The 18,547-nt window shown below is 75.1% G+C and carries 16 protein-coding genes; 5 read left to right on the forward strand and 11 right to left on the reverse strand.

Annotated elements, in window-relative coordinates; all coding sequences use genetic code 11:
• Positions 1–211: 211 nt before the first annotated feature.
• Complete coding sequence (locus ACZ6NC_RS32315; protein ID WP_465737407.1) at positions 212–505, forward strand: hypothetical protein; 294 nt, start codon at positions 212–214, stop codon at positions 503–505.
• A 54-nt stretch (positions 506–559) separates the two neighbouring features.
• Here the strand turns inward: ACZ6NC_RS32315 and ACZ6NC_RS32320 are convergent, their stop codons facing one another.
• Both ACZ6NC_RS32320 and ACZ6NC_RS32325 read right to left on the reverse strand, forming a co-directional pair.
• Positions 560–2,146, reverse strand: coding sequence for a glycerol-3-phosphate dehydrogenase/oxidase (locus ACZ6NC_RS32320; protein ID WP_465737408.1), 1,587 nt, complete (start codon positions 2,144–2,146; stop codon positions 560–562).
• Positions 2,147–2,311: 165 nt separating this feature from the next.
• The gene (locus ACZ6NC_RS32325; RefSeq protein ID WP_465737409.1) at positions 2,312–2,974 is read right to left on the reverse strand and encodes a TetR/AcrR family transcriptional regulator; all 663 of its coding nucleotides are present in this window, start codon (positions 2,972–2,974) and stop codon (positions 2,312–2,314) included.
• Between the two features lie 20 nt (positions 2,975–2,994).
• Here ACZ6NC_RS32325 and ACZ6NC_RS32330 point away from each other — a divergent pair, with 20 nt between their 5' ends.
• Together ACZ6NC_RS32330 and ACZ6NC_RS32335 are read left to right on the forward strand one after the other, a co-directional pair.
• Positions 2,995–4,617, forward strand: coding sequence for an FAD-binding oxidoreductase (locus ACZ6NC_RS32330; RefSeq protein WP_465737410.1), 1,623 nt, complete (start codon positions 2,995–2,997; stop codon positions 4,615–4,617).
• Between the two features lie 118 nt (positions 4,618–4,735).
• Positions 4,736–5,653 (forward strand): diacylglycerol kinase, encoded by a 918-nt coding sequence (locus tag ACZ6NC_RS32335; protein ID WP_465737411.1) that lies wholly within the window; start codon positions 4,736–4,738, stop codon positions 5,651–5,653.
• Positions 5,654–5,722: 69 nt separating this feature from the next.
• Here ACZ6NC_RS32335 and ACZ6NC_RS32340 read toward each other — a convergent pair whose 3' ends face one another.
• From ACZ6NC_RS32340 to ACZ6NC_RS32350, 3 genes are all read right to left on the reverse strand, one after another.
• Positions 5,723–6,313, reverse strand: a complete 591-nt coding sequence (locus ACZ6NC_RS32340) for an HAD family hydrolase (protein ID WP_465737412.1) — start codon at positions 6,311–6,313, stop codon at positions 5,723–5,725.
• A gap of 118 nt (positions 6,314–6,431) precedes the next feature.
• Positions 6,432–6,755: a hypothetical protein gene (locus tag ACZ6NC_RS32345; RefSeq protein WP_465737413.1), complete on the reverse strand. Its 324-nt coding sequence runs from the start codon at positions 6,753–6,755 to the stop codon at positions 6,432–6,434.
• A gap of 200 nt (positions 6,756–6,955) precedes the next feature.
• On the reverse strand, positions 6,956–8,524 hold the full coding sequence (locus tag ACZ6NC_RS32350) for a hypothetical protein (protein WP_465737414.1): 1,569 nt from the start codon (positions 8,522–8,524) through the stop codon (positions 6,956–6,958).
• A 363-nt stretch (positions 8,525–8,887) separates the two neighbouring features.
• On the opposite strand from ACZ6NC_RS32350, the gene ACZ6NC_RS32355 reads away from it, so the two are divergent.
• Entirely contained in the window at positions 8,888–9,310 is a 423-nt protein-coding gene (locus ACZ6NC_RS32355) for a hypothetical protein (protein ID WP_465737415.1), read from the forward strand.
• Here ACZ6NC_RS32355 and ACZ6NC_RS32360 read toward each other — a convergent pair.
• The gene (locus tag ACZ6NC_RS32360; RefSeq protein ID WP_465737416.1) at positions 9,289–10,050 is read right to left on the reverse strand and encodes a helix-turn-helix domain-containing protein; all 762 of its coding nucleotides are present in this window, start codon (positions 10,048–10,050) and stop codon (positions 9,289–9,291) included. The genes ACZ6NC_RS32355 and ACZ6NC_RS32360 overlap by 22 nt on opposite strands.
• 86 nt (positions 10,051–10,136) lie before the next feature.
• Between ACZ6NC_RS32360 and ACZ6NC_RS32365 the strand changes: the two genes are divergently transcribed.
• A complete protein-coding gene (locus tag ACZ6NC_RS32365) occupies positions 10,137–11,075 on the forward strand; it encodes an LLM class flavin-dependent oxidoreductase (RefSeq protein WP_465737417.1) in 939 nt (312 codons plus the stop codon).
• Positions 11,076–11,128: 53 nt separating this feature from the next.
• On the opposite strand, the gene ACZ6NC_RS32370 is transcribed toward ACZ6NC_RS32365, so the two are convergent.
• The 5 genes from ACZ6NC_RS32370 to ACZ6NC_RS32390 form a co-directional block, all read right to left on the reverse strand.
• A complete protein-coding gene (locus ACZ6NC_RS32370; RefSeq protein WP_465737418.1) occupies positions 11,129–12,490 on the reverse strand; it encodes a DUF2252 domain-containing protein in 1,362 nt (453 codons plus the stop codon).
• A gap of 188 nt (positions 12,491–12,678) precedes the next feature.
• A complete protein-coding gene (locus tag ACZ6NC_RS32375; RefSeq protein WP_465737419.1) occupies positions 12,679–14,298 on the reverse strand; it encodes a multicopper oxidase family protein in 1,620 nt (539 codons plus the stop codon).
• Positions 14,295–14,783, reverse strand: coding sequence for a hypothetical protein (locus ACZ6NC_RS32380; protein WP_465737420.1), 489 nt, complete (start codon positions 14,781–14,783; stop codon positions 14,295–14,297). The genes ACZ6NC_RS32375 and ACZ6NC_RS32380 overlap by 4 nt, the downstream gene beginning before the upstream one ends.
• Before the next feature lie 309 nt (positions 14,784–15,092).
• Positions 15,093–17,636 carry an ABC transporter permease gene (locus tag ACZ6NC_RS32385; protein ID WP_465737421.1) on the reverse strand — a complete coding sequence of 848 codons (2,544 nt, stop codon included), beginning with the start codon at positions 17,634–17,636 and terminating at the stop codon, positions 15,093–15,095.
• Positions 17,633–18,445 carry an ABC transporter ATP-binding protein gene (locus tag ACZ6NC_RS32390; protein ID WP_465737422.1) on the reverse strand — a complete coding sequence of 271 codons (813 nt, stop codon included), beginning with the start codon at positions 18,443–18,445 and terminating at the stop codon, positions 17,633–17,635. The genes ACZ6NC_RS32385 and ACZ6NC_RS32390 overlap by 4 nt, the downstream gene beginning before the upstream one ends.
• Positions 18,446–18,547: the final 102 nt, after the last annotated feature.

An 18,547-nucleotide genomic window follows, 5' to 3' on the forward strand; every position in this document is an offset into this window, starting at 1 on the left:
GGAGTGTGGGGTTCGTGGGGGGGGGGAGGGGGCCCCCTGGGGGGCGGTGTTTCTGGGGGGGCGTTTGGTCCTCGTTTTGGGGGGGTTGGTCCGGCCCCCCCCCCCCACCCCGTCAGAACGTCGAGGCCCACCGGCCGGAGACCACGACCGGCGCCGTCGCGGGGCCGGACGTAGACTGGCCGTGATTCCACGGGTGTTCCCGGGAGGTCCCATGCGCCGGCGGCACAGCTTCCACCTCGACCGGGGCGACCACTCCGTGACGGTGAACGTCCGGTCCGGCTGGATCACCGAGACCGAGTTGCTGGTGGACGGCAAGGAGCTCGCCTTCCACCGCGTGCACGGGCACGGCGTCTACCCGCTCACCCTCGCCGCCCGGTTGGCCGAGGAGCCACCGGTGCTGCTCGCCGTCCGGCTGGAGCGGACCGGGGCGCCCGAGCGGCCGCTCGTCTGCGTACTGGAGCTGGGCGGCCCCCCCCACCCGATGCCGGAACGCACGGAGCAGTGAGGGCGCCGACAGAGCAGTGAGGGCGCCGGAACCGACCGCCGCCGGACGAGGCGCTCACGCCTGCCCGGCCTCCGCAGCGACCTCCGCCACGATCTCCTCGACGGCCGCCCGGGCGCGGTCGGCGTCCTCCGCCACCAGGCCGATCCTGGTCCGGCGGTGGAGCACGTCGTCGGCGTCCAGCGCGCCCTCGTGCGTGACGGCATAGGCGATCTCGGCGCGGGTGACGTCGATCCCGGGCGCGACGGGCGCCGCGTAGCCGGCACCGAGGGCCGTCCCCTCGGCCAGGACCTCGCGGGCCGCGCCGCCGTACCGGGCGAGCAGTGAGGCGGGCACCTCGCCCTCGGGTGCCGGGCGGCTGTCACGGTGGCCGGGTGCGCCGACCAGGGGCAGGCGGGCCGTCCAGCAGGCACGGGCGGCCAGGCCGCGCAGCCGGGCGGCGGTGTCCACCGCGTCCTCGGCCATCCGCCGGTAGGTGGTGAGCTTGCCGCCGACCACGGTGATCACGCCGGACGGGGACTCCAGCACGGCGTGCCGGCGGGAGAGGTCGGCGGTGGCGCCGCCGCCGGTGTCGATCAGCGGCCGCAGTCCGGCGTAGGCCCCGCGTACGTCCGCCCTGGTCAGCGCGGTCTGCAGGGCGGTGTTGACGGTGTCGAGGAGGAAGGCGAGCTCGCCCTCGGTCGGCTGCGGCTCGTCCGGGATCGGGCCGGGCGCGTCCTCGTCGGTGAGGCCGATCGCGACGCGGCCGAGTTGCTGCGGCAGTGCGAAGACGAACCGGCTGGTGGAGCCCGGCACCGGCACGGTGAGCGCGGCGGCCGGACGGCCGAGGGCGGCCGCGTCGACGATCAGATGGGTGCCGCGACTGGGCCGCAGCCGGATCGACGGGTCGACGTCGCCGGCCCAGACGCCGGTGGCGTTGACCACGGCGCGGGCGGCGAGGGTGAGGGAGCGGCCGGTGAGGGCATCGGTCAGCCGGGCCGAGGTGCCGGTGACGTCCTCCGCCCGCACCCGGGTCAGCACGGTGGCGCCGTACTGCGCGGCCGTCCGGGCCAGCGCCACCACCAGTCGTGCGTCGTCCACCAGTTGGCCGTCGTGCGCGACGATCGCGCCCGCGAGGCCCTCCACCCTTACGCCGGGCACCAGTTGGCGGGCGCGGTCGGCGCCGACGCGGCGCACCCGGGGCAGCAACCCGCCCGGCGTCCCGGCGCTCAGCCGCAGCGCGTCACCCGCGACGAACCCGACGCGAACCAGCGAGGTCTGCCCCCGGCTCATCAACCCCGGTAGCAGTGGCACCAGTTGGGGCATCGGTCGGACCAGGTGCGGGGCGGTGCGGGTCATCAGCACACCGCGTTCGACGGCGCTCTCCCGGGCCACCCCGATCCGCCCGGAGGCGAGGTAGCGCAGGCCGCCGTGGACCAGCTTGGAGCTCCACCGGCTCGTCCCGAAGGCGAGGTCGCGGGCCTCGACCAGGACGGTGCGCAGACCGCGGGCGGCGGCGTCCAGGGCGACCCCGGCGCCGGTGACGCCGCCGCCGATCACCAGCAGGTCGACGGCCGGGCCGCCGGCGAGCGCGTCGAGCTCCAACTCCCTTCGCCTGGCATCGAGTCGGGCGGTTCCGGTGTAGGGCCCGGCGGTGGTGGTCATCTGGTGCCTCCGTTCGTCGCGGCGTTCCGGCCGGCCCCGGTGCTCCGGCGGGTCGCGGTATTCCGGTCGGTCATGGCGTTCCGGCCGGTCGTGTGGCATTCCGGTCGGTCGTGGCATTCCGCCCGGTCATGGCGCCCCGGCCGGTCGTGGCGCGCTCGTGACGGCTCACGGCGCGAGGTATCCGTTCAGGGCCCGGGCCAGCTCGCGCCGCCAGGCCTCCTCGGGCAGCAGCGCGGCCACCATGCGGTGCGACTGCACGGTGGACTGGGCGATCAGCAGCACCATGGCGGCCAGTTCGACCGGCTCGCCGGCCCGGATCGAGCCGTGCGCCTGCCCCTGTTCGATGCCGGCGCGCAGCGCCTCGATCAGGCCGCGCTGGCTGGTGCCGAGCCGTTCCACGACGTACTCGAAGAGCGTGTCGGAGTCGGCCGAGCGCAGCAGGGCGCCGAGTACCGGATGGTCGCGCAGCCGGACGGCGACCTCGACCACCCCGTCGACCAGGGCCTCGCGGTTCTCGCCGGCGAGCGCCACCGTCTCCTGGGTGGCCCGGATCTCGCGGGTGAGCAGCGCCCCGATGACCGCCCGGACGTCCGGCCAGCGCCGGTAGACGGTCGGCCGACTGACCCCGGCACGGCGGGCGATCTCGGCCAACTGGGTCCGTCGCACGCCGAGATGGACGATCAGCTCGGCGGCTGCGTCGAGGATCGCGTCGTCGGTGGAGCGGGGCTCCGGGGCACCGCCCGGTCCGCCGGGGGTGCCTGGAGTGCCAGGGCCGCCGGAGGCGCCTGTGCCGTTGGAACCGCCTGAGCTCGCATTACTACTTGACATGATGTGTGAAACTGTAACGCATGGCACCTGAGACGCAAGCGGGACCGGCCGGCGCCGCGTTGCCGCTCCCCCCGATGAAGTGGGACGCCTGGGGCGACCCGGCCCTCGCCAAGGAGCTGTCCGCCGACATCAAGGCCCTGCTGGCCGCCGCCCTCGGCGTCACCGGCGACGCCGCCCCCGGCCCGGCCGCCGACGAGGTCGTGCTGCACCCCTCGCGGCTGGCCGAGGACGACCTGAAGGCGCTCGCCGCCGTGGTCGGCGAGGCCCACGTGAGCGCCGCCGACGCCGACCGCCTCCCCCGGGCCGGCGGCAAGTCCACCCCCGACCTGCTGCGCCGCCGCAGCCGCGAGCCGCAGGACGCGCCCGACGCCGTCGTGCTGCCCGGCAGCGAGGACGAGATCACCGCGCTGCTCGCGCTCTGTGCGGAGCGCCGGATCGCCGTCGTCCCGTTCGGCGGCGGCACCAGCGTGGTCGGCGGGCTCGACCCGGAGCGCGGTGGGCTCACCGCCGTCGTCTCACTCGACCTGCGCCGCTTCGACCGGCTCCTCGACCTGGACGAGACCTCCGGCGAGGCCGTCCTCGGCGCGGGCCTGACCGGCCCGGCGGCGGAGGCCCTGCTCGCCGAGCGGGGCTTCGAACTCGGCCACTACCCGCAGAGCTTCCGCTTCGCCACCATCGGCGGGTTCGCCGCCACCCGCTCCTCCGGCCAGGACTCCGCCGGGTACGGGCGCTTCGACGAGATGGTGCGCGGCCTGCGCGTCGTCACCCCGGCGGGCGTCCTCGACCTCGGTCGCGCCCCCGCCTCCGCCGCCGGCCCCGATCTGCGCGAGCTGTTCCTCGGCTCGGAGGGCACGCTGGGCGTGATCACCGCCGTCCGGGTGCGGGTGCACGCGGTGCCCGCCGTGAAGGCCTACGAGGCGTGGTCCTTCCCGGACTTCGCGGCCGGCGCGGCCGCCCTGCGCGCGGTCGAGCAGCAGGACACCGGCCCGACCGTCATCCGGCTCTCCGACGAGGCCGAGACCATGGTCAACCTGGCCATGACGGAGAAGATCGGCGGCGAGCCGGCCGTCAGCGGCTGCCTGGCGGTCACCGTCTTCGAGGGCACCGCCGAACAGGTCGCCACCCGCCACCAGCTCACCCGGACCGCCCTGCTGGCCGCCGGCGGCACCTCCCTCGGCGAGGCGCCCGCCCGGGCCTGGGAGCACGGCCGGTTCAACGCCCCGTACCTGCGGGACTCGCTGCTCGCCGCGGGCGCGCTCTGCGAGACGCTGGAGACGGCGACGGACTGGCGCCGTCTCGCCGACCTGCGCTTCGCCGTCACCTCCGCCCTGACCGAGGCCCTCCCCGGCGCACTCGTCCTCTGCCACATCTCGCACGTCTACCCGACCGGCGCCTCGCTCTACTTCACCGTCGTCGCCGCCCTCGGCGAGGACCCGCTCACCCAGTGGGCCGCCGCCAAGCGCGCCGCCGGGGACGCCATCGTCGCGGGCGGCGGCACCATCAGCCACCACCACGCCGTCGGCGCCGACCACCGGCCCTGGATGGCCGACGAGATCGGCGAGTTGGGTGTCCGCATCCTGCGCGCGGTCAAGGCCGAACTCGACCCGGCAGGCATCCTCAACCCCGGCAAGCTGATCCCGTGAGCGGGCCGACCGCCGAGGGGCCCGCGTGGGCCCATGCCCGCGCCGAGCGTCATACCCGCGCCGAGCGTCAAGCCCGCACCGACCGCCATGCCCGCGCCGACCGAAGCGAGGTGGGCGCATGAGCGGCCCGAGAGGCGCCGTCCGCCGCGTCGTCCTCCTCACCAACCCCGCGGCAGCCGCCGGCCACGCCGAGCCGGCGGCCCGCCGCGCCACCGCCCGCCTGCGCGCCCTCAGCGTCGAGGTGGACGAACAGGCGGGCTCCTCGGCGGAGGACTCCCTCCGGCTGGCCCGAGCCGCCGTCTCCGCCGGCATCTGCGACGCACTGGTGGTGGTCGGCGGGGACGGCATGATCAACCTCGGCCTCCAGGCGGTGGCCGGCACCGGCATCCCGCTCGGCGTCGTCCCGGCGGGCACCGGCAACGACCACGCCCGCGCGTACGGACTGCCGCGCGGCGCACCCGAGGCCGCGGCCGACGTCATCGCCGCCGGCCACACCCGCGCCGTGGACCTCGGACGGGTCACGGCTTCTGACGGTACGTCACGCTGGTTCGGCTCCGTCCTCGCCAGCGGCTTCGACTCCCTCGTCAGCGACCGCACCAACCGGCTCCGCTGGCCGCGCGGCCGGATGCGCTACAACCTCGCCATCCTGGTCGAGTTCGCCAACCTGCGCCCGCTGCCCTTCCGCATCACCCTCGCCGACGGCACCGTCATCGAACGGGACCTCACCCTCGCCGCCGTCGGCAACACCACCAGCTACGGCGGCGGCATGCTCATCTGCCCCACCGCCGACCCCACCGACGGCCTGCTCGACCTCACCCTCGTCGCCGCCATGCCCCGTCACCGCATCGCCCGCTTCTTCCCCACCCTCTTCAAGGGCACCCACGTCGACCGCCCGGAGGTGACCACCCACCGCACGGCCTCCCTGCGCATCGAGTCGCCGGGCATCACGGCCTACGCGGACGGCGAGTTCATGGCCGCGCTGCCGATCGACGTCACCATCGCCCCGGGCGCCCTGCACCTGCTCGCCCCGGCCTGACCGGACGACGCCGACGCCCCGGCACAGGAGGTCGGCCCCGCCGGCCTCCTGTGCACGCCGCCGCGCCGCTCAGCGCTCCTGGGCCTGGGGGACGCGCACGGACGCCATGCCGGCGGCGGTCGCGGCCTCGATCCCCAGGTCGGTGTCCTCGAAGACGAGGCAGTCCTGCGGCGGGACCCCGAGTCGCTCGGCCGCGAGGAGGAAGGCCTCGGGGTCGGGCTTCGCCTTCGTGTAGTCGCCGGCGCAGACCAGCAGGTCGAAGCTGTCGAGCAGCCCGAGGGTGCTCAACGACGCCGTGACGGACTCGCGGGTGCTGCCGGAGACCACGGCGCTCGGCAGCCGGCCGTGCGCGTACTCGACGTGCGCCAGGATGCCGGGAACGGCGGTGAGTTGCGGCAGCAGCTCGCCGTAGAGATCCTCCTTCCGGCGCGCGACAGCCTCGACCGGCATGGCCAGCCCCTGCTCCTCGTTGAGCGAGGCGATGATGTCGGCGACGGTCCGGCCGCCCCAGGCGTAGAAGAGTTCCTCGGGGAACACGCAGTGCCACTCGTCGAGCGCCTGCTTCCAGGCCCGGTAGTGGAGGGGCATGGAGTCCGCGACGGTACCGTCACAGTCGAACAGGTAGGCGCTGAAGTGGCCATGAGGCAGCGGAATGATCACCGGGTCAGGCTATAGCCCACCTCCGCCGCTGCCGGCGGCACTGGTCGGCCGACGTCTGCTCCGGCCGGTCGCGCCCCGGCGCTCGAACCAGGGGGCACGGACGGCACGCCGTCCCCGCTCACCAGCCCCGCTGCCGCCCCATCGCGGACTGCAGGCGCCGCACCTCGGCGATCAGGCGTGGGACGTCCTGACGAGCAGCGGCGATGAAGTCGATGTCCGCATCGAGCCGCGGGTCCCTCGGCGGCAGCGCGGCGCCCTCCACGAAGCGGCTGACGTAGATCTCGTCGTCCTGTTCGGACGCGGGCCGCACCTGGATGTAGCTGTCGCCTCCCCTGCCGTCACGCCCCTCCAGCCACGCGCACCACGGCCCCGGGGCGGCCGCCGCCGCACGCCGCTCGATCGCGGTGAGTTCGGACTCGGTCAACGGAGCGTCAGCAGTCATGCGGCGATCCTCCCGTCCCCCGGGCCGGATGTCCATGGGCCCGCGGACGGACGGCCCGCGGACGGGACGCCCACGCGCACCTTCCCGGCAACAACAACACTCCCCCGCCGGAACACCCGCGTCACCGTCCGCCGAGGCCACGGCAACAGCGAACCCCGGGCCGACTCGATCGGCCCGGGGTTCACGGTTTCACCAGCGGGTCAGCTCTTCGGCGAGGCCGAGGGCAGGGCGCCGGACAGCAGGGGCCACTCGCGGTGGAAGGGCGGCAGGGGGAGCTTGCCCTCCACGATCGGGGTGCCGAAGACCTTCAGGTGGGCGGTGAGCGCGCCGTTCAGGTCGACGCCGCCGAGCAGGGCCCAACTGCCCTGGAGCTGCGGCGTTCCGCCCGGGACGTCGACGGACAGCGAGCCGTCCGCCTGGGCCCGCAGGTAGGGGGCGACGGTGGCCTCGACGCCGACCGTGTCGTAGAGGCCGACGCTGACCTCGGCGGCGAGGGCGGCGCGAACGGCGGCCGTGCCGGAGAGGCGGACGTGCACCGGGGAGACCTTGGTGTCAGCCGCGTCGGTGCTGGACGTCCAGCCGCGCCCGCCGGTGTAGTCGGCGTGGACGGCCCAGGTGCCGGTGATCTCCTGTTCGGCCTCGACGTGGATCTTGCCGTCGGCGCCGATCTCCAGGTAGCAGGTCAGCCCGAGGTTGACCACGACCGGCAGGCCGGCCACCGTGACGACCGGGCTGGCCTGGAGCTTGGCGAACGGCAGGCGGATCGGCGCGGAGCCGGTGCTGCGGGCGAGGTCGCCGCTGACCTTCCACTGGGCGTGGGCGCCCAGGTCGAAGCCGATCGAGGCGGTCCGCGGGCTGCCGATGCCGGCGCCGTGGTAGGCGAAGTGCAGGGCCGGGTGGAGCTGGAGCGAGGCGGAGGCGTCGGCGCTCAGGCCGTCGGGCAGCGGGATCGGCGCCTTGACGTCGACCTCCAGGGTGCCGGAGGCGTCGGCCTTGGTGGTGCCGTTCTCCCGGGCCACGGTCGCCTTGAGGTCCTTGACCAGCGGCGTCACCTTGATCGCGTTCGGGTCGACGGGGACCTTGCCGTCCGCCTCGGCGTTGCCGAGCAGCTCGGAGAGGGTGGCCGGCCGGGTGGACACCGTGACGGAGCCGCCACCGGCGGACTTCACCGCGGTGACCGCGACCAGCGCCCCCTGCGGCGCGGCGTCGGTCGGCGGGCTGGCGAGGAGCTGGCCCGGCTTGACGGCCTCGACCGGCGTCGGCGCCGCGGACGGGGCCGACGACGGGCTCGCGGCCGGGCTCCCCGACGACGGGCTGGCGGCCGGGCTCCCCGACGTGCTCGCGGACGGGCCGACCGAGGGTCCGCCCGCAGCCGACAGGACTGCCGTGCCGGCGGCCGGGTCGTACGCGGTGAGCTGGAGGCTCTTCGCCTCCGGGGCGACGGCCGCGCCGTCCTTCCCGGGTGCGCCGATGGCCGCCTGCCGGACGCCCGGCTGGGCGGCCGTCACCGGCAGGCTGCCGGCCGCCGGGCGGCTGGAGCTCGGCGCGGCGGCGGCCGGGCTGGACGCGCGGGCGTGCGGCGCACCGGACGGCCGCACCGCCGCCGGGCTCGCCGGGGAGGACGTGGTGGCCGGGGCGGCGGCGCCGACGGCCTCAAGGTTGGCAGGGGAGGCCTGCTGCGCGCCCGACGTCGGGCCGCACGCAGCGACACCGAGCAGCAACAGCGAAACGAGGGCAGGGCGGACCGCCGTGCCGAGGGGACTCTTCAACGAAGCTCTTTCGAAGTGGCGGACGCGCACACGGGCGCCCGGGACCAGTGGCTTCAGCAGCGGCTCGAACAGCCGCGCACGCGCCATGTTACTGACGAGGAATAAGATTGTCGAAGACATGCAAACTGTGAACGAACAGTCAAGGCCCCATCAACTCTCGTCAGTTTCACTTGAGTTGGGAGATCCGGGCCCACCGCACCCGACCTTCGGCGGGTGTCCGCACCGCGTCATTCCGCCGACCGGCGGGGTGGCCACCCCGCCGGTCGACCGGGCCATTCCCCGCCGGGAATTGTCGCCCTCACGTACCCCTCGCAGGATGGGTGTCGCCCGGACACACCGCCGACACAACGCGAGGAGCACGCCATGACCACCGCCACCGCGCAGGAGATCGCCGACCGCTACATCGCCCTCTGGACCGAGCCCGACCCGGCCCTGCGCCGCAAGGCGATCGAGCTGGTCTGGGCGGAGGGCGGCGTCCACGTCCTCCAGCCGCCGGCGGAGATCCGCGATCGGGCCGCCGAGCTGGGATTCGAGGACACCGCGCTGGAGGCGTCGGGGTACGACGCGATCGAGACCCGGGTCTCCCGCAGCTACCGGGAGTTCGTCGCCCCCGGGGAGTTCACCTTCCGGGCCCGGGACACCGCCGTCCGGCTCCGCGACTGCCTCAGGTTCACCTGGGAGATGGTCCCCGTCGGCGGCGGCGAGGCGGTCGGGAGCGGGCTCGAAGTCCTGCTGCTCGACGACGAGGACCGGGTCACCACCGACTACATGTTTCCCGGCGCCTGAGTGCCGCTCTCGGCCCGCAGCGCGGCCGCCGTCGCCTCGTCCGCCGGGAGGAAGGCCTCCAGCTTCAGCTCGGCGAGCGTGATGTCGACGGCGGTCGCGAAGGTGGTGACCGTCGTCATCAGATGGAGGTCACCGCGCGAGGTGCGCAGGTGGAGCGGCACGGCGAAGCCCAGGTGGTCGGCGCCGACAGCCTCCAAATCCGGTACATAAGACGCCAGTTCGGCATGGAGTTCACCGAGGTGAGCCGTCCGCTCGACGATGTGGCGGGCCCAGGCGGCGAAGTTGAGGATGCGCGGGGCCAGGCCTTCGGGGTGGAGGGCGAGGCGGTAGGCGTTGGTGCCGGGGCCGACCAGTTCGGGGGCCGCGCCCTCGGTGATCAGGTCGACGGCGGCGTTGGCGGCGACGACATCGCCCTGCCGGTCCACCACCAGGGCGGGATAGGGCAGATGGCCGGTGAGGATGTGCTCGATGGCGGTCCGGACGGGGGCGAGGTCGGGGCTGTCGAGCGGGCTCTCGGGGTAGGCAGGGGCGTAACCGGCCGACAACAGCAGCTCATTGCGTTCGCGCAGCGGCAGATCGAGGGACTCGGCGAGCCGGACGACCATGCCCCGGCCGGGGACCGAGCGGCCGGACTCGATGAAGCTGAGGTGCCGCTGGGTGGTGCCCGCGCGAGTGGCGAGGTCGAGCTGGCTGATGCGGCTGCGGGTGCGGCGCTCGCGGAGCGTCTGGGAAAAGTCCACCTGCCAGTTGTAACCGGAGCGACGGAGTACTGGCCATTCCCTCAAGGGAATTGTGGCGGCACCGGCCACCGGCGACGATCGGAGGCATGGACATCGGCGTACTTCTCCCGACCGGCAAGGCCCAGTGGGGCACCGACGGCGACCCGCGCGAGCTGATCGCCTTCGCCCGAGAGGCCGAGGAGTCGGGCTACTCCTCGCTCTTCGCCAACGACTCGCTGCTCAGCCCGCGTATCGAGACGCTCACGATGCTGGCCGCCCTCGCCCCGGTGACCGAGCGGGTGACCCTCGGCACCGGCGCGCTGCTGCCGTTCCTGCGCCGGCCGATCCAGGCCGCGCAGGCGCTCGCCTCGATCGACCTGCTCTCCGGCGGCCGGCTGGCCGTGGCGGTCGGGGCGGGCTTCCCCGGGCGGTTCGGGCAGCCGCTGTACGAGCTGTCGGAGGTGCCGTGGGCGCGCAGGTTCGCCCGACTGGACGAGACGGTGGCGCTCTGGCGGGCCCTGTGGAGCGGGGCCGGCTCGTTCCACGGCGAGTTCCACGACTTCGCCGCGATCCCGGCCGCGACCGCCCCCTTCCGCCCCGGCGGTCCGCCGGTCTGGCTCGGCGGCGCGACCCCGGCCGCGCTCGCCCGCACCGGGCGGCTGTACGACGGCTGGCTGCCGTACCCGCCGGACCCGGCCGACTACCGCTCGGGGCTGGCGGACGTCCACAAGGCGGCGGCCGACGCCGGGCGTCCGGCGTCGGACATCACCCCGGCGCTGTTCGTCTCCGTCCGCGTGGACACGAGCGTGGCGAGCGGCCGCGAGGCGCTGGACGCCTATGCGCACGCCAACTACGGGATGCCGCTCGTGGAGTTGGAGAAGATCCAGGCGGTGGTCACCGGCACCCCGGAGGACGTCGCGGCCGGACTCGCCCGCTACCGGGACGCGGGCGCGCGCCATGTCGTCGCCCGGCTCGGCGCGCTCGACCTGCCGTCCCAGCGCGAGCAGCTCCGGCGGCTCGCCGAGCTCCTGCCGGAGCTTGCCTGAACTCCCGTCGGAGCTTTCCCCGGGCTGACGGTGACTTCCCGTCAGATGTCGCGTCAGATGTCGCGCTGGGCCGCCAGCCTGCCGTCCGCGATGGCAGCCAGCAGCTCGGCATGGTCGGCCTCCGTCCGGTCGGCGTACTGGACGGCGAAGTCGGCGATCGCCTCCGGGAAGGTGTCGGCGGTGCCGAGGTAGCCGGCGATGGCGAGGCGGTCGCCGGAGCGGGCGTGGGCCCGGGCCAGGGCGCGGCCGCAGAGGTCGGCGTAGAAGCGCAGGGCGGACGGCGTCATGTCGGCGACGTCCGCCGAGCCCTTCATGTCGCGCAGTTGGCGGCCGTAGAAGTGGCGCCCGGCCGGGCCGGTGGTCCAGCCGAGGAAGATGTCGCTGGCGGCCTGCATCAGGCGCTGGCCGGTGACGACACGGTGACCGCCGTGGGCGATCGGCGCCTCGGCGTGCGGGCGGGTGGAGGGCAGGTGCTCCTCCAGGACGGACCGGCCGGCCTCCTTGATCTGGAGGAAGAGCGGGTCCTGCGCGTCGCGCCCCTCCAGCAGGACGATGAAGCTGCGGGTGCCGACACTGCCGACGCCGACCACCTTGCGGGCCACGTCGACGAAGTGGAAGCGGTCGAGCAGGACGCCGCGGTCCTCGGCCAGGGTGGCACGGTAGTCACTGAAGATCTTGCCCACGCGGCGGAGTTCGTTCCTGGGCAGCGGCTCGATCAGCGGCGGGTCGCTGATGATCCGGCGCCGGCCGTCCTCCGTGGCCTCGGTGAGCTTGCCGAAGGCCTGCAGGCTGGTACGGCGGCGGGCGTGGTCCAGCCCGGCCTCGAGCTGCTTGCGGCGCTTTGGCTTGCGGACCAGCGGGAGCAGGTCCTCGGCGTCGATCCGGGCGTACCAGACGTCGAGTTCGCCCATCGCCGCCAGCCGCCGCATCGCGGTCGCGTAGCCGTGCGCGGCGGTGAGCGCGGCCCGGCGGGCGCGGTCCTCGTCGTGGCCGTTGTCGCGGGCGGCGACGGCGACGCTGGCGGCGAGCCGTTTGACGTCCCACTCGAACGGGCCGGGGTAGGTCTCGTCGAAGTCGTTGAGGTCGAAGAGCAGTGCGCGCTCCGGCGAGGCGAAGACACCGAAGTTCAACAGGTGGGCGTCGCCGCAGAGCTGGACGGTGATGCCGGTGTCGGGGGCGGCCGCGAGGTCGGCCGCCATGACGGCGGCGGAGCCGCGCAGGAAGGCGAAGGCGGAGTCGGCCATCCGGCCGTAGCGGATCGGCAGCAGCTCGGGGAGCCGGTCGGCGCCCTGCTGTTCCAGCACGACGATCGGGTCGGGGCGGTCGGCGGCGGGGATCCAGCGGCCGTGGGCGGAGCGCGAGACCTGGTCGCGGGCGGCCCGGCCACGCCGGCGGCGTTCGGCGGGAGTGGTCATGCGCGGCTCCTCGGTCGGCTCTGCCGGCAGGTGGCGTCCAAGTCGGCAGGTGTCATCTCCTTCGCGACGCTAGGTCACCCGCCGCGGCCCGGCATGTCGAAGCGCGGGCGGGGCGTACGGCACGCCCGCCAGCGCTCGGCCGAACAGGTGAAGCCGTCGAGAACGAGGCTCCTCGGGAAGCCCCGGGCTCAATCGACCACGAAGTCCGCCATCATCGCCATGTCCTCGTGCTCCAGGTTGTGGCAGTGCAGCATGTACGCCCCCGGGTAGTCCGTGAAGCGGACCAGCACCTCCACCGACTCCGCCGGCCGGAGGTCGACGGTGTCCTTCCACCCGGTGTCGTACGGGCCCGGGTCCGCACGGTTGCGGGAGAGCACCTGGAACGGGTCCAGGTGGAGGTGGACGGGGTGGTGGACGTCGGTGAAGAAGCGCCATCTCTCGGTCGTGCCGAGGGCGGGCCGGGCGAGGGCACGGCCCGGCCGGTAGGGCTGGCCGTTGATCGTCCAGCCGTCGTTGCGGCTGCGGCGGAACCCGAAGGTGCGGGTGGTGACGGCGGCCGCCGGGTCGAGCCGTTCGAAGTCGGAGAGCCGCTCGGGCACGGCCGAGTCGTCCGAGACGGTACGGGAGGAGACGTCGAACCGCATCACCTCGGTGGTCCGCTCGCTGCCGAACCGGTTCATCAGGCGGACGGCCGTCCCCGGCGGGTAGCGGGAGAAGTCGACCACGATGTCGAAGCGCTCGGCCGGGGCGATCTCGATGGCGTCGTGCGCGAGCGGGGCCTCCAGCAGGCCGCCGTCGCCGCCGATCTGGACCAGCGCGTCGCCGCCGGAGGGCTGCGGGTCGAGCTCCAGCCGGTAGAGGCGGGCGTTGGAGGCGTTGAGCAGGCGCAGCCGGTAGCGGACGCGGTCCACGTCCAGCCGGGGCCAGGGGGCGCCGTTGACCAGGATGACGTCGCCGAGGACGCCGTTCATGTAGTCGTCGGTGACGCCGGGGACGGCGAGCGCGGGGTCGACGGCGGGGTAGCGGAAGGAGCCGTCCTCGGCGAAGGCGCGGTCGGCGAGCATCAGCGGGAGGTCGCGGTCGCCGCGCGGCAGCGGCAGGGCGTCCTCCTCGTCGTCGTGGACGAGGTGGAAGCCGGACAGGCCGCGCCAGATGCCGGGGGCGGTGAAGCCCATCCGGTGGTCGTGGTACCAGAGCGTGGCCGCGCGCTGGTTGCCGGGATAGGTGTAGGTGCGGTCGCCGTCGGCGATCCGGCCGAGCGGGGCGTCGGCCTGGTGGTCCGTCCCCGGCATGCCCGCCATCCCGGCCATCCCCTCCATCCCGGGCATGCCGGCCATGCCCTGCGCGGGATGGGACCCGTTGGACCCGACGGGCAGGAGGAGGTCGATCGGGTAGCCGTCGCTGTCCGCCGGGGTGTGCCCGCCGTGCAGGTGGACCACCGACGGCACCGGCAGCTCGTTGCGGTGACGCACCACCGTCTGTCGGCCGGACCGGACGGCCAGCGTCGGGCCGGGGTAGCTGCCGCCGTACGTCCACGCCTCGGTGCGCAGGCCGGGCAGGATCTCCAGCCGGGCCACCTGCTGAGTGATCTCGTAGTGGTCGGTGCTGCCGTCGCTCTTCACCGGCCGCAGGACCGGCGGCAGCGGCAGCGGCACCTGGAACGCCTCCGGCAGCTTCACCGTGCTGCTCATCAGCAGGCCCGGGCGGCCCTCGGTCAGCAGACGGGCGGCCGCCGGGACGGCGAACGCCCCCAGCGTGCCCGCGCCGACCGCGGCCGCGCCGATGCCCAGGAACCGGCGGCGGTTCACTGGGCCAGCTCCACATGGCCGCCCGGCCGGGGCAGCAGGCCGGCGCCGTCCGGGCCCTCGGGGCCGTCCGGTCCGGCGGGGGCGGCCGGGCGGGCCGGCAGCGGCTGCCGCCAGGCGCCGGCCAGGGCGAACAGGGTGCCGCTGACCAGCAGTACCCCGAGCACCACGTGCAGGCCCAGCGCCCGGTCGTAGCCGAGGCCGATCTGCAGCATCACCGCGGCCGTCAGCAGCGCCGCGACGCCGAGCGGCCAGCGCGGGCCGCGGCCGGGCCACACGATCAGCGCCCCGGACACCAGTTGGCAGACCACCGCGACGGCCAGCGCCGTCGCACCCGCCGCGTGCATCGACAGCGCCTCGTAGTGGCCGTTGAGGAAGCTGCCGGCCAGCACGGTCTGCAGGAGGGCCAGGACGGCCGGCGCGGTGGCGCTCGCCCGCAGCAGGATCAGCGGCCAACGGGGCGCGGGGGCCACGGGAGGACTGCTCATGGGAGGCTTCTCTCTGCTCGGCCGGGGTAGCGGCGGGACGGGCACGGGGACGGGCACGCGGAGCGGGCACGGGAACGGGCGCAGGGAACGGGAAACGCCCCCGGAGGCGGCTCGGGCCCCGGACGGCGCGGCGGCGAGCGTAGCTGATCGGACATCACGATCAGTGCACCCCAGGGGTGTTGTCCTCGGCGTCCACCCCATTGCGCCGGCCCGGAGCCGGTTTCTCACCCGAACGGGCGGTACGCCGTGATCGCGCACCGCCCGTTCGTCCGTGAACCCTCGGCGGCCTGCCACCGCCCCGGGTACCCGCTACTGCTTGCCGCCGCTCGCCGCCACCGGGCGGGACCGGAGCAGTGCCCGCGCCGGCAGACCGGTCGCGCCGAGGCAGAGCAGCACGGCCCCGGCGGCCAGCGGCAGGGCGGTGCCGGCCGGGATGTGCGGGGCGGCGCCGGCGATGCCCCGGGTGATCGGGACCAGCGTGATCCAGGCGATCACCCCGCCCACCGCCAGGCCGGTCGCGGCGACCAGCAGCGCCTCCCAGCGCATCATGCCGCGCACCTGCCGCCGGGTGGTCCCGGCCAGGCGCAGCAGCGCCACCTCGCGGCGCCGGTCCAGCACCGTCATCACCAGGGTGTTGGCGGCGGTGACGGCCGCGAAGCCGCCCAGCACGCCGGCCATCACGGTGTTCGCCCAGGCGCCGATCTCCTGGGCCTGGTCGGCCTGCGCCGCGTAACCGGCCCGGTCCGTGACCGCGGCCGGGCCGGTACCGGCGAGCCCGGCCAGCCCGGCGGCGACGGCGGCGTGGTCGGCACCGGGCGCGTCCGCGACCAGCACCTGACTGTCGTACCCGGCGGTGACGTGCGCCGCGACGGCCGCCCGCGGCAGCAGCACCTGGCCGAAGCCGAGGCCGCGCTCGTAGGTGGCGACCACCGTGGGCCTGACCGGGGTGCCGTCGCCGAGCCAGAGCGGGGCGCGGTCGCCGGCCTTGACGCCGAGGGCGTCGGCGAGCGCCGCGTCCAGGGCGACGGTGTCGGCCGAGCGGCCGAGGTCCGCGAGCGAACCGCTCTTCACCCCGAGGTCGAGGACGCGGGGCAGCTTCGCCGGGTCGCCGTTGATGCCGAGTGCGGTGGCGGTGGCGAGCATGTCGCCGTCGCGGTAGACGGCGCCGGTGCGGAGCACGCCGACGGCGGCGTCCACGCCGGGCACCTTGGCCGCCTGGTCGGCGGTGGCCGCGGGCAGGCCCGGGCCGGTGGGGCCGACCACGTGGTCGGCGGTGACGCCGCTGCGCACCTGTTCGCCGGTGACGTGGCGGATGGTGCCCTGCATGAAGAGCAGGGTGCCGCAGAAGGCGGTGACCATGACGATCGGCGTGATCGCGGAGGCCAGCCGGCGGGCGTTGGCCCGGGTGTTGTCGGCGGCCAGCGAGCCGGGCGCGCCGGCGGCGGCCCGCAGCGGGGCGCCGAGCACCCCGGCGGCGGCCCGGGCCACCCAGGGGCCGAGCAGTCCGACGGCCACCAGGAAGCACATCACCACGCCGAGCGCGGTGTTGGCGGCGTTGGTCCCGTCCAGGCCGGCGGCGACACCGGCCAGCGCCACGGCCCCGGCGGTGAAGACCACTCCGATGACGGTCCGCACCTTGCCCGGCCGGCCGGGCTCGACGGCGGCCGCGCCCAGGGCCTGGCTGGGCCGCAGCCGGGCCGGACGGCGGGCGGCGAAGAAACCGGCGGTCAGTGCGGCGAGCGTGCAGGTGGCGACGGCGGCGAGCATCGGCACCGGGCCGACGTCCAGCGAGACGGCCCGGGGCACGGCGCCGCGGGACGCCATCTCGTCGAACCACCAGCGGGCCAGGGCCAGTCCGGGCAGGATGCCGAGCGCGCCGGCGACCGGTGCGACGAGCATCGCCTCGGTGGCGATGGTGCGGCGGATCTGGCGCGGGGTCGCGCCGATCGCGCGGAGCAGGGCGAACTCGCGGGCGCGCTGGCCGGTGGCCAGGGCGACGGTGCTCATCACGACGAAGACCGCGGTCATGGTGGCGATACCGCCGAAGGAGCTGCCGAGGGCGGTCAGCATGGTCCGGCTCTCGGCGAGCGAGGGCAGCTCGACGGCGCCGCGGGCGTCGCCGGTGAGCACCTTCGCCTCGCCACCGACGGCCTGGCGGACCTGCGCGGCGAGCGCCCTGCCGTCCACGCCGTCGCGCGGCTGGACGGCGATCGCGTCCACCGTGCCGGGGTGGCCGGAGAGGCGGTCGGCGACGGGGTCGGCGAACCAGGCCTGCTGTGCGCTGCCGCCCGGCGACGCCGCGAGGCCGGAGATCCGGTACGTGCCGCTGCCGCCGGGCGCGGTGAGCGTCACGGTGGCGCCCGGGGCGAGGCGGGCGGCGCGGGCGGTGTCCGTGTCGAGGACGACCTCGCCGGTGCCGGGGGCACGGCCCTCGGCCAGCTTCTCGCCCGGGCCGGCGATGCCGAGGGAGGCGAAGCCGCGGCCGGTCAGGCCGGGCAGGCCGGCGGCGCCCGCGGGGACCGGGAAGGCGGTGTCGGGGCGGGCCGCGGCGACACCCGGCTGCGCGGCGATCCGCCCGGCCAGTGCCGCGTCCACCCGGGCCCGCTCGGGGACGGCCTGCTTCTGGGTCTCGGTGTCGTCGGCGACCTTGCGGGTGATCGAGACGGCCGGGTCGGCCGCGACCACCACCGGCGTCTGCGCGTACCGCACCGGCGGCACGCTCGCGGTGAGGCCGGTCTGCAGCAGGGTGCCGCAGGCCATGATGACGGCCGCGCCGAACAGCAGGGCGATGAAGGTGCCCGCGAACGAGGCGGGTCGGAAGCGCACCGAGGCGCGCGCGAGCCCGTTGCTCATGCCGCCGCCCCCACCGGGCGCGCGGCCAGCCGGACCATCCGGTCGGCGACGGCCTGCGGGTCCGGGTGGTGCAGCTCGCCCGCGAGCGCGCCGTCGGCCAGGAAGAGCGCGCGGTCGGTGAAGGAGGCGGCCACCGGGTCGTGGGTCACCATGACGACGGTCGCGCCCATGGTGTCCACGGCGCGCCGCAGCAGGCCGAGCACCTCGTGCGCGGTCCGGGTGTCCAGCGCGCCGGTCGGCTCGTCGGCGAAGACCACGTCCGGGCCGGTGATCAGCGCGCGGGCGATCGCCACCCGCTGCTGCTGGCCGCCGGAGAGCTGCCCGGGCCGCCGCCCGGTGTGCTCGCCGAGGCCGACCTGGGCCAGCAACTCCTTGGCCCGGGCCCGGTCCTGGCGCTCGCCGGCCAGCCGCTGCGGCAGCAGCACGTTCTGCATCACCGTCAGCGACGGCAGCAGGTTGAAGGACTGGAAGACGAAGCCGATCCGGCTGCGGCGCAGCATGGTGAGCCGGTTCTCGCTCAGCCGGGTGATCTCCTCGCCGCCCAGGTAGACCTCGCCGCCGTCCGGGCGGTCCAGGCCCGCCGCGCACTGCAGGAAGGTGCTCTTGCCGGAGCCGGAAGGCCCCATGACCGCGGTGAACGTGCCGCGCTCCAGCACCAGGTCGATGCCGCGCAGGGCGTGCACGGTCTCGGCGCCGCGCCCGTAGCTGCGCCGGACCGCCCGCAGCTCGATCGCGGCGTGGGCGGGGCGCCCGTACTGCTCGGTCTGCCCGTGCTGCTCGGTCGGGCGGCGGTCGCGGCGGGGTGCCATGGTGGGCCTTCCTTCGGGAATCATCGCTGGTCATCGACGTGTTCCAGACTAGGAAGGCCGGACGGCCCCGACCATGGAGGCCGCTGGCGGACGAGGGGTGGG

The sequence above is a fragment of the Kitasatospora sp. NPDC041988 genome, from assembly GCF_055588525.1.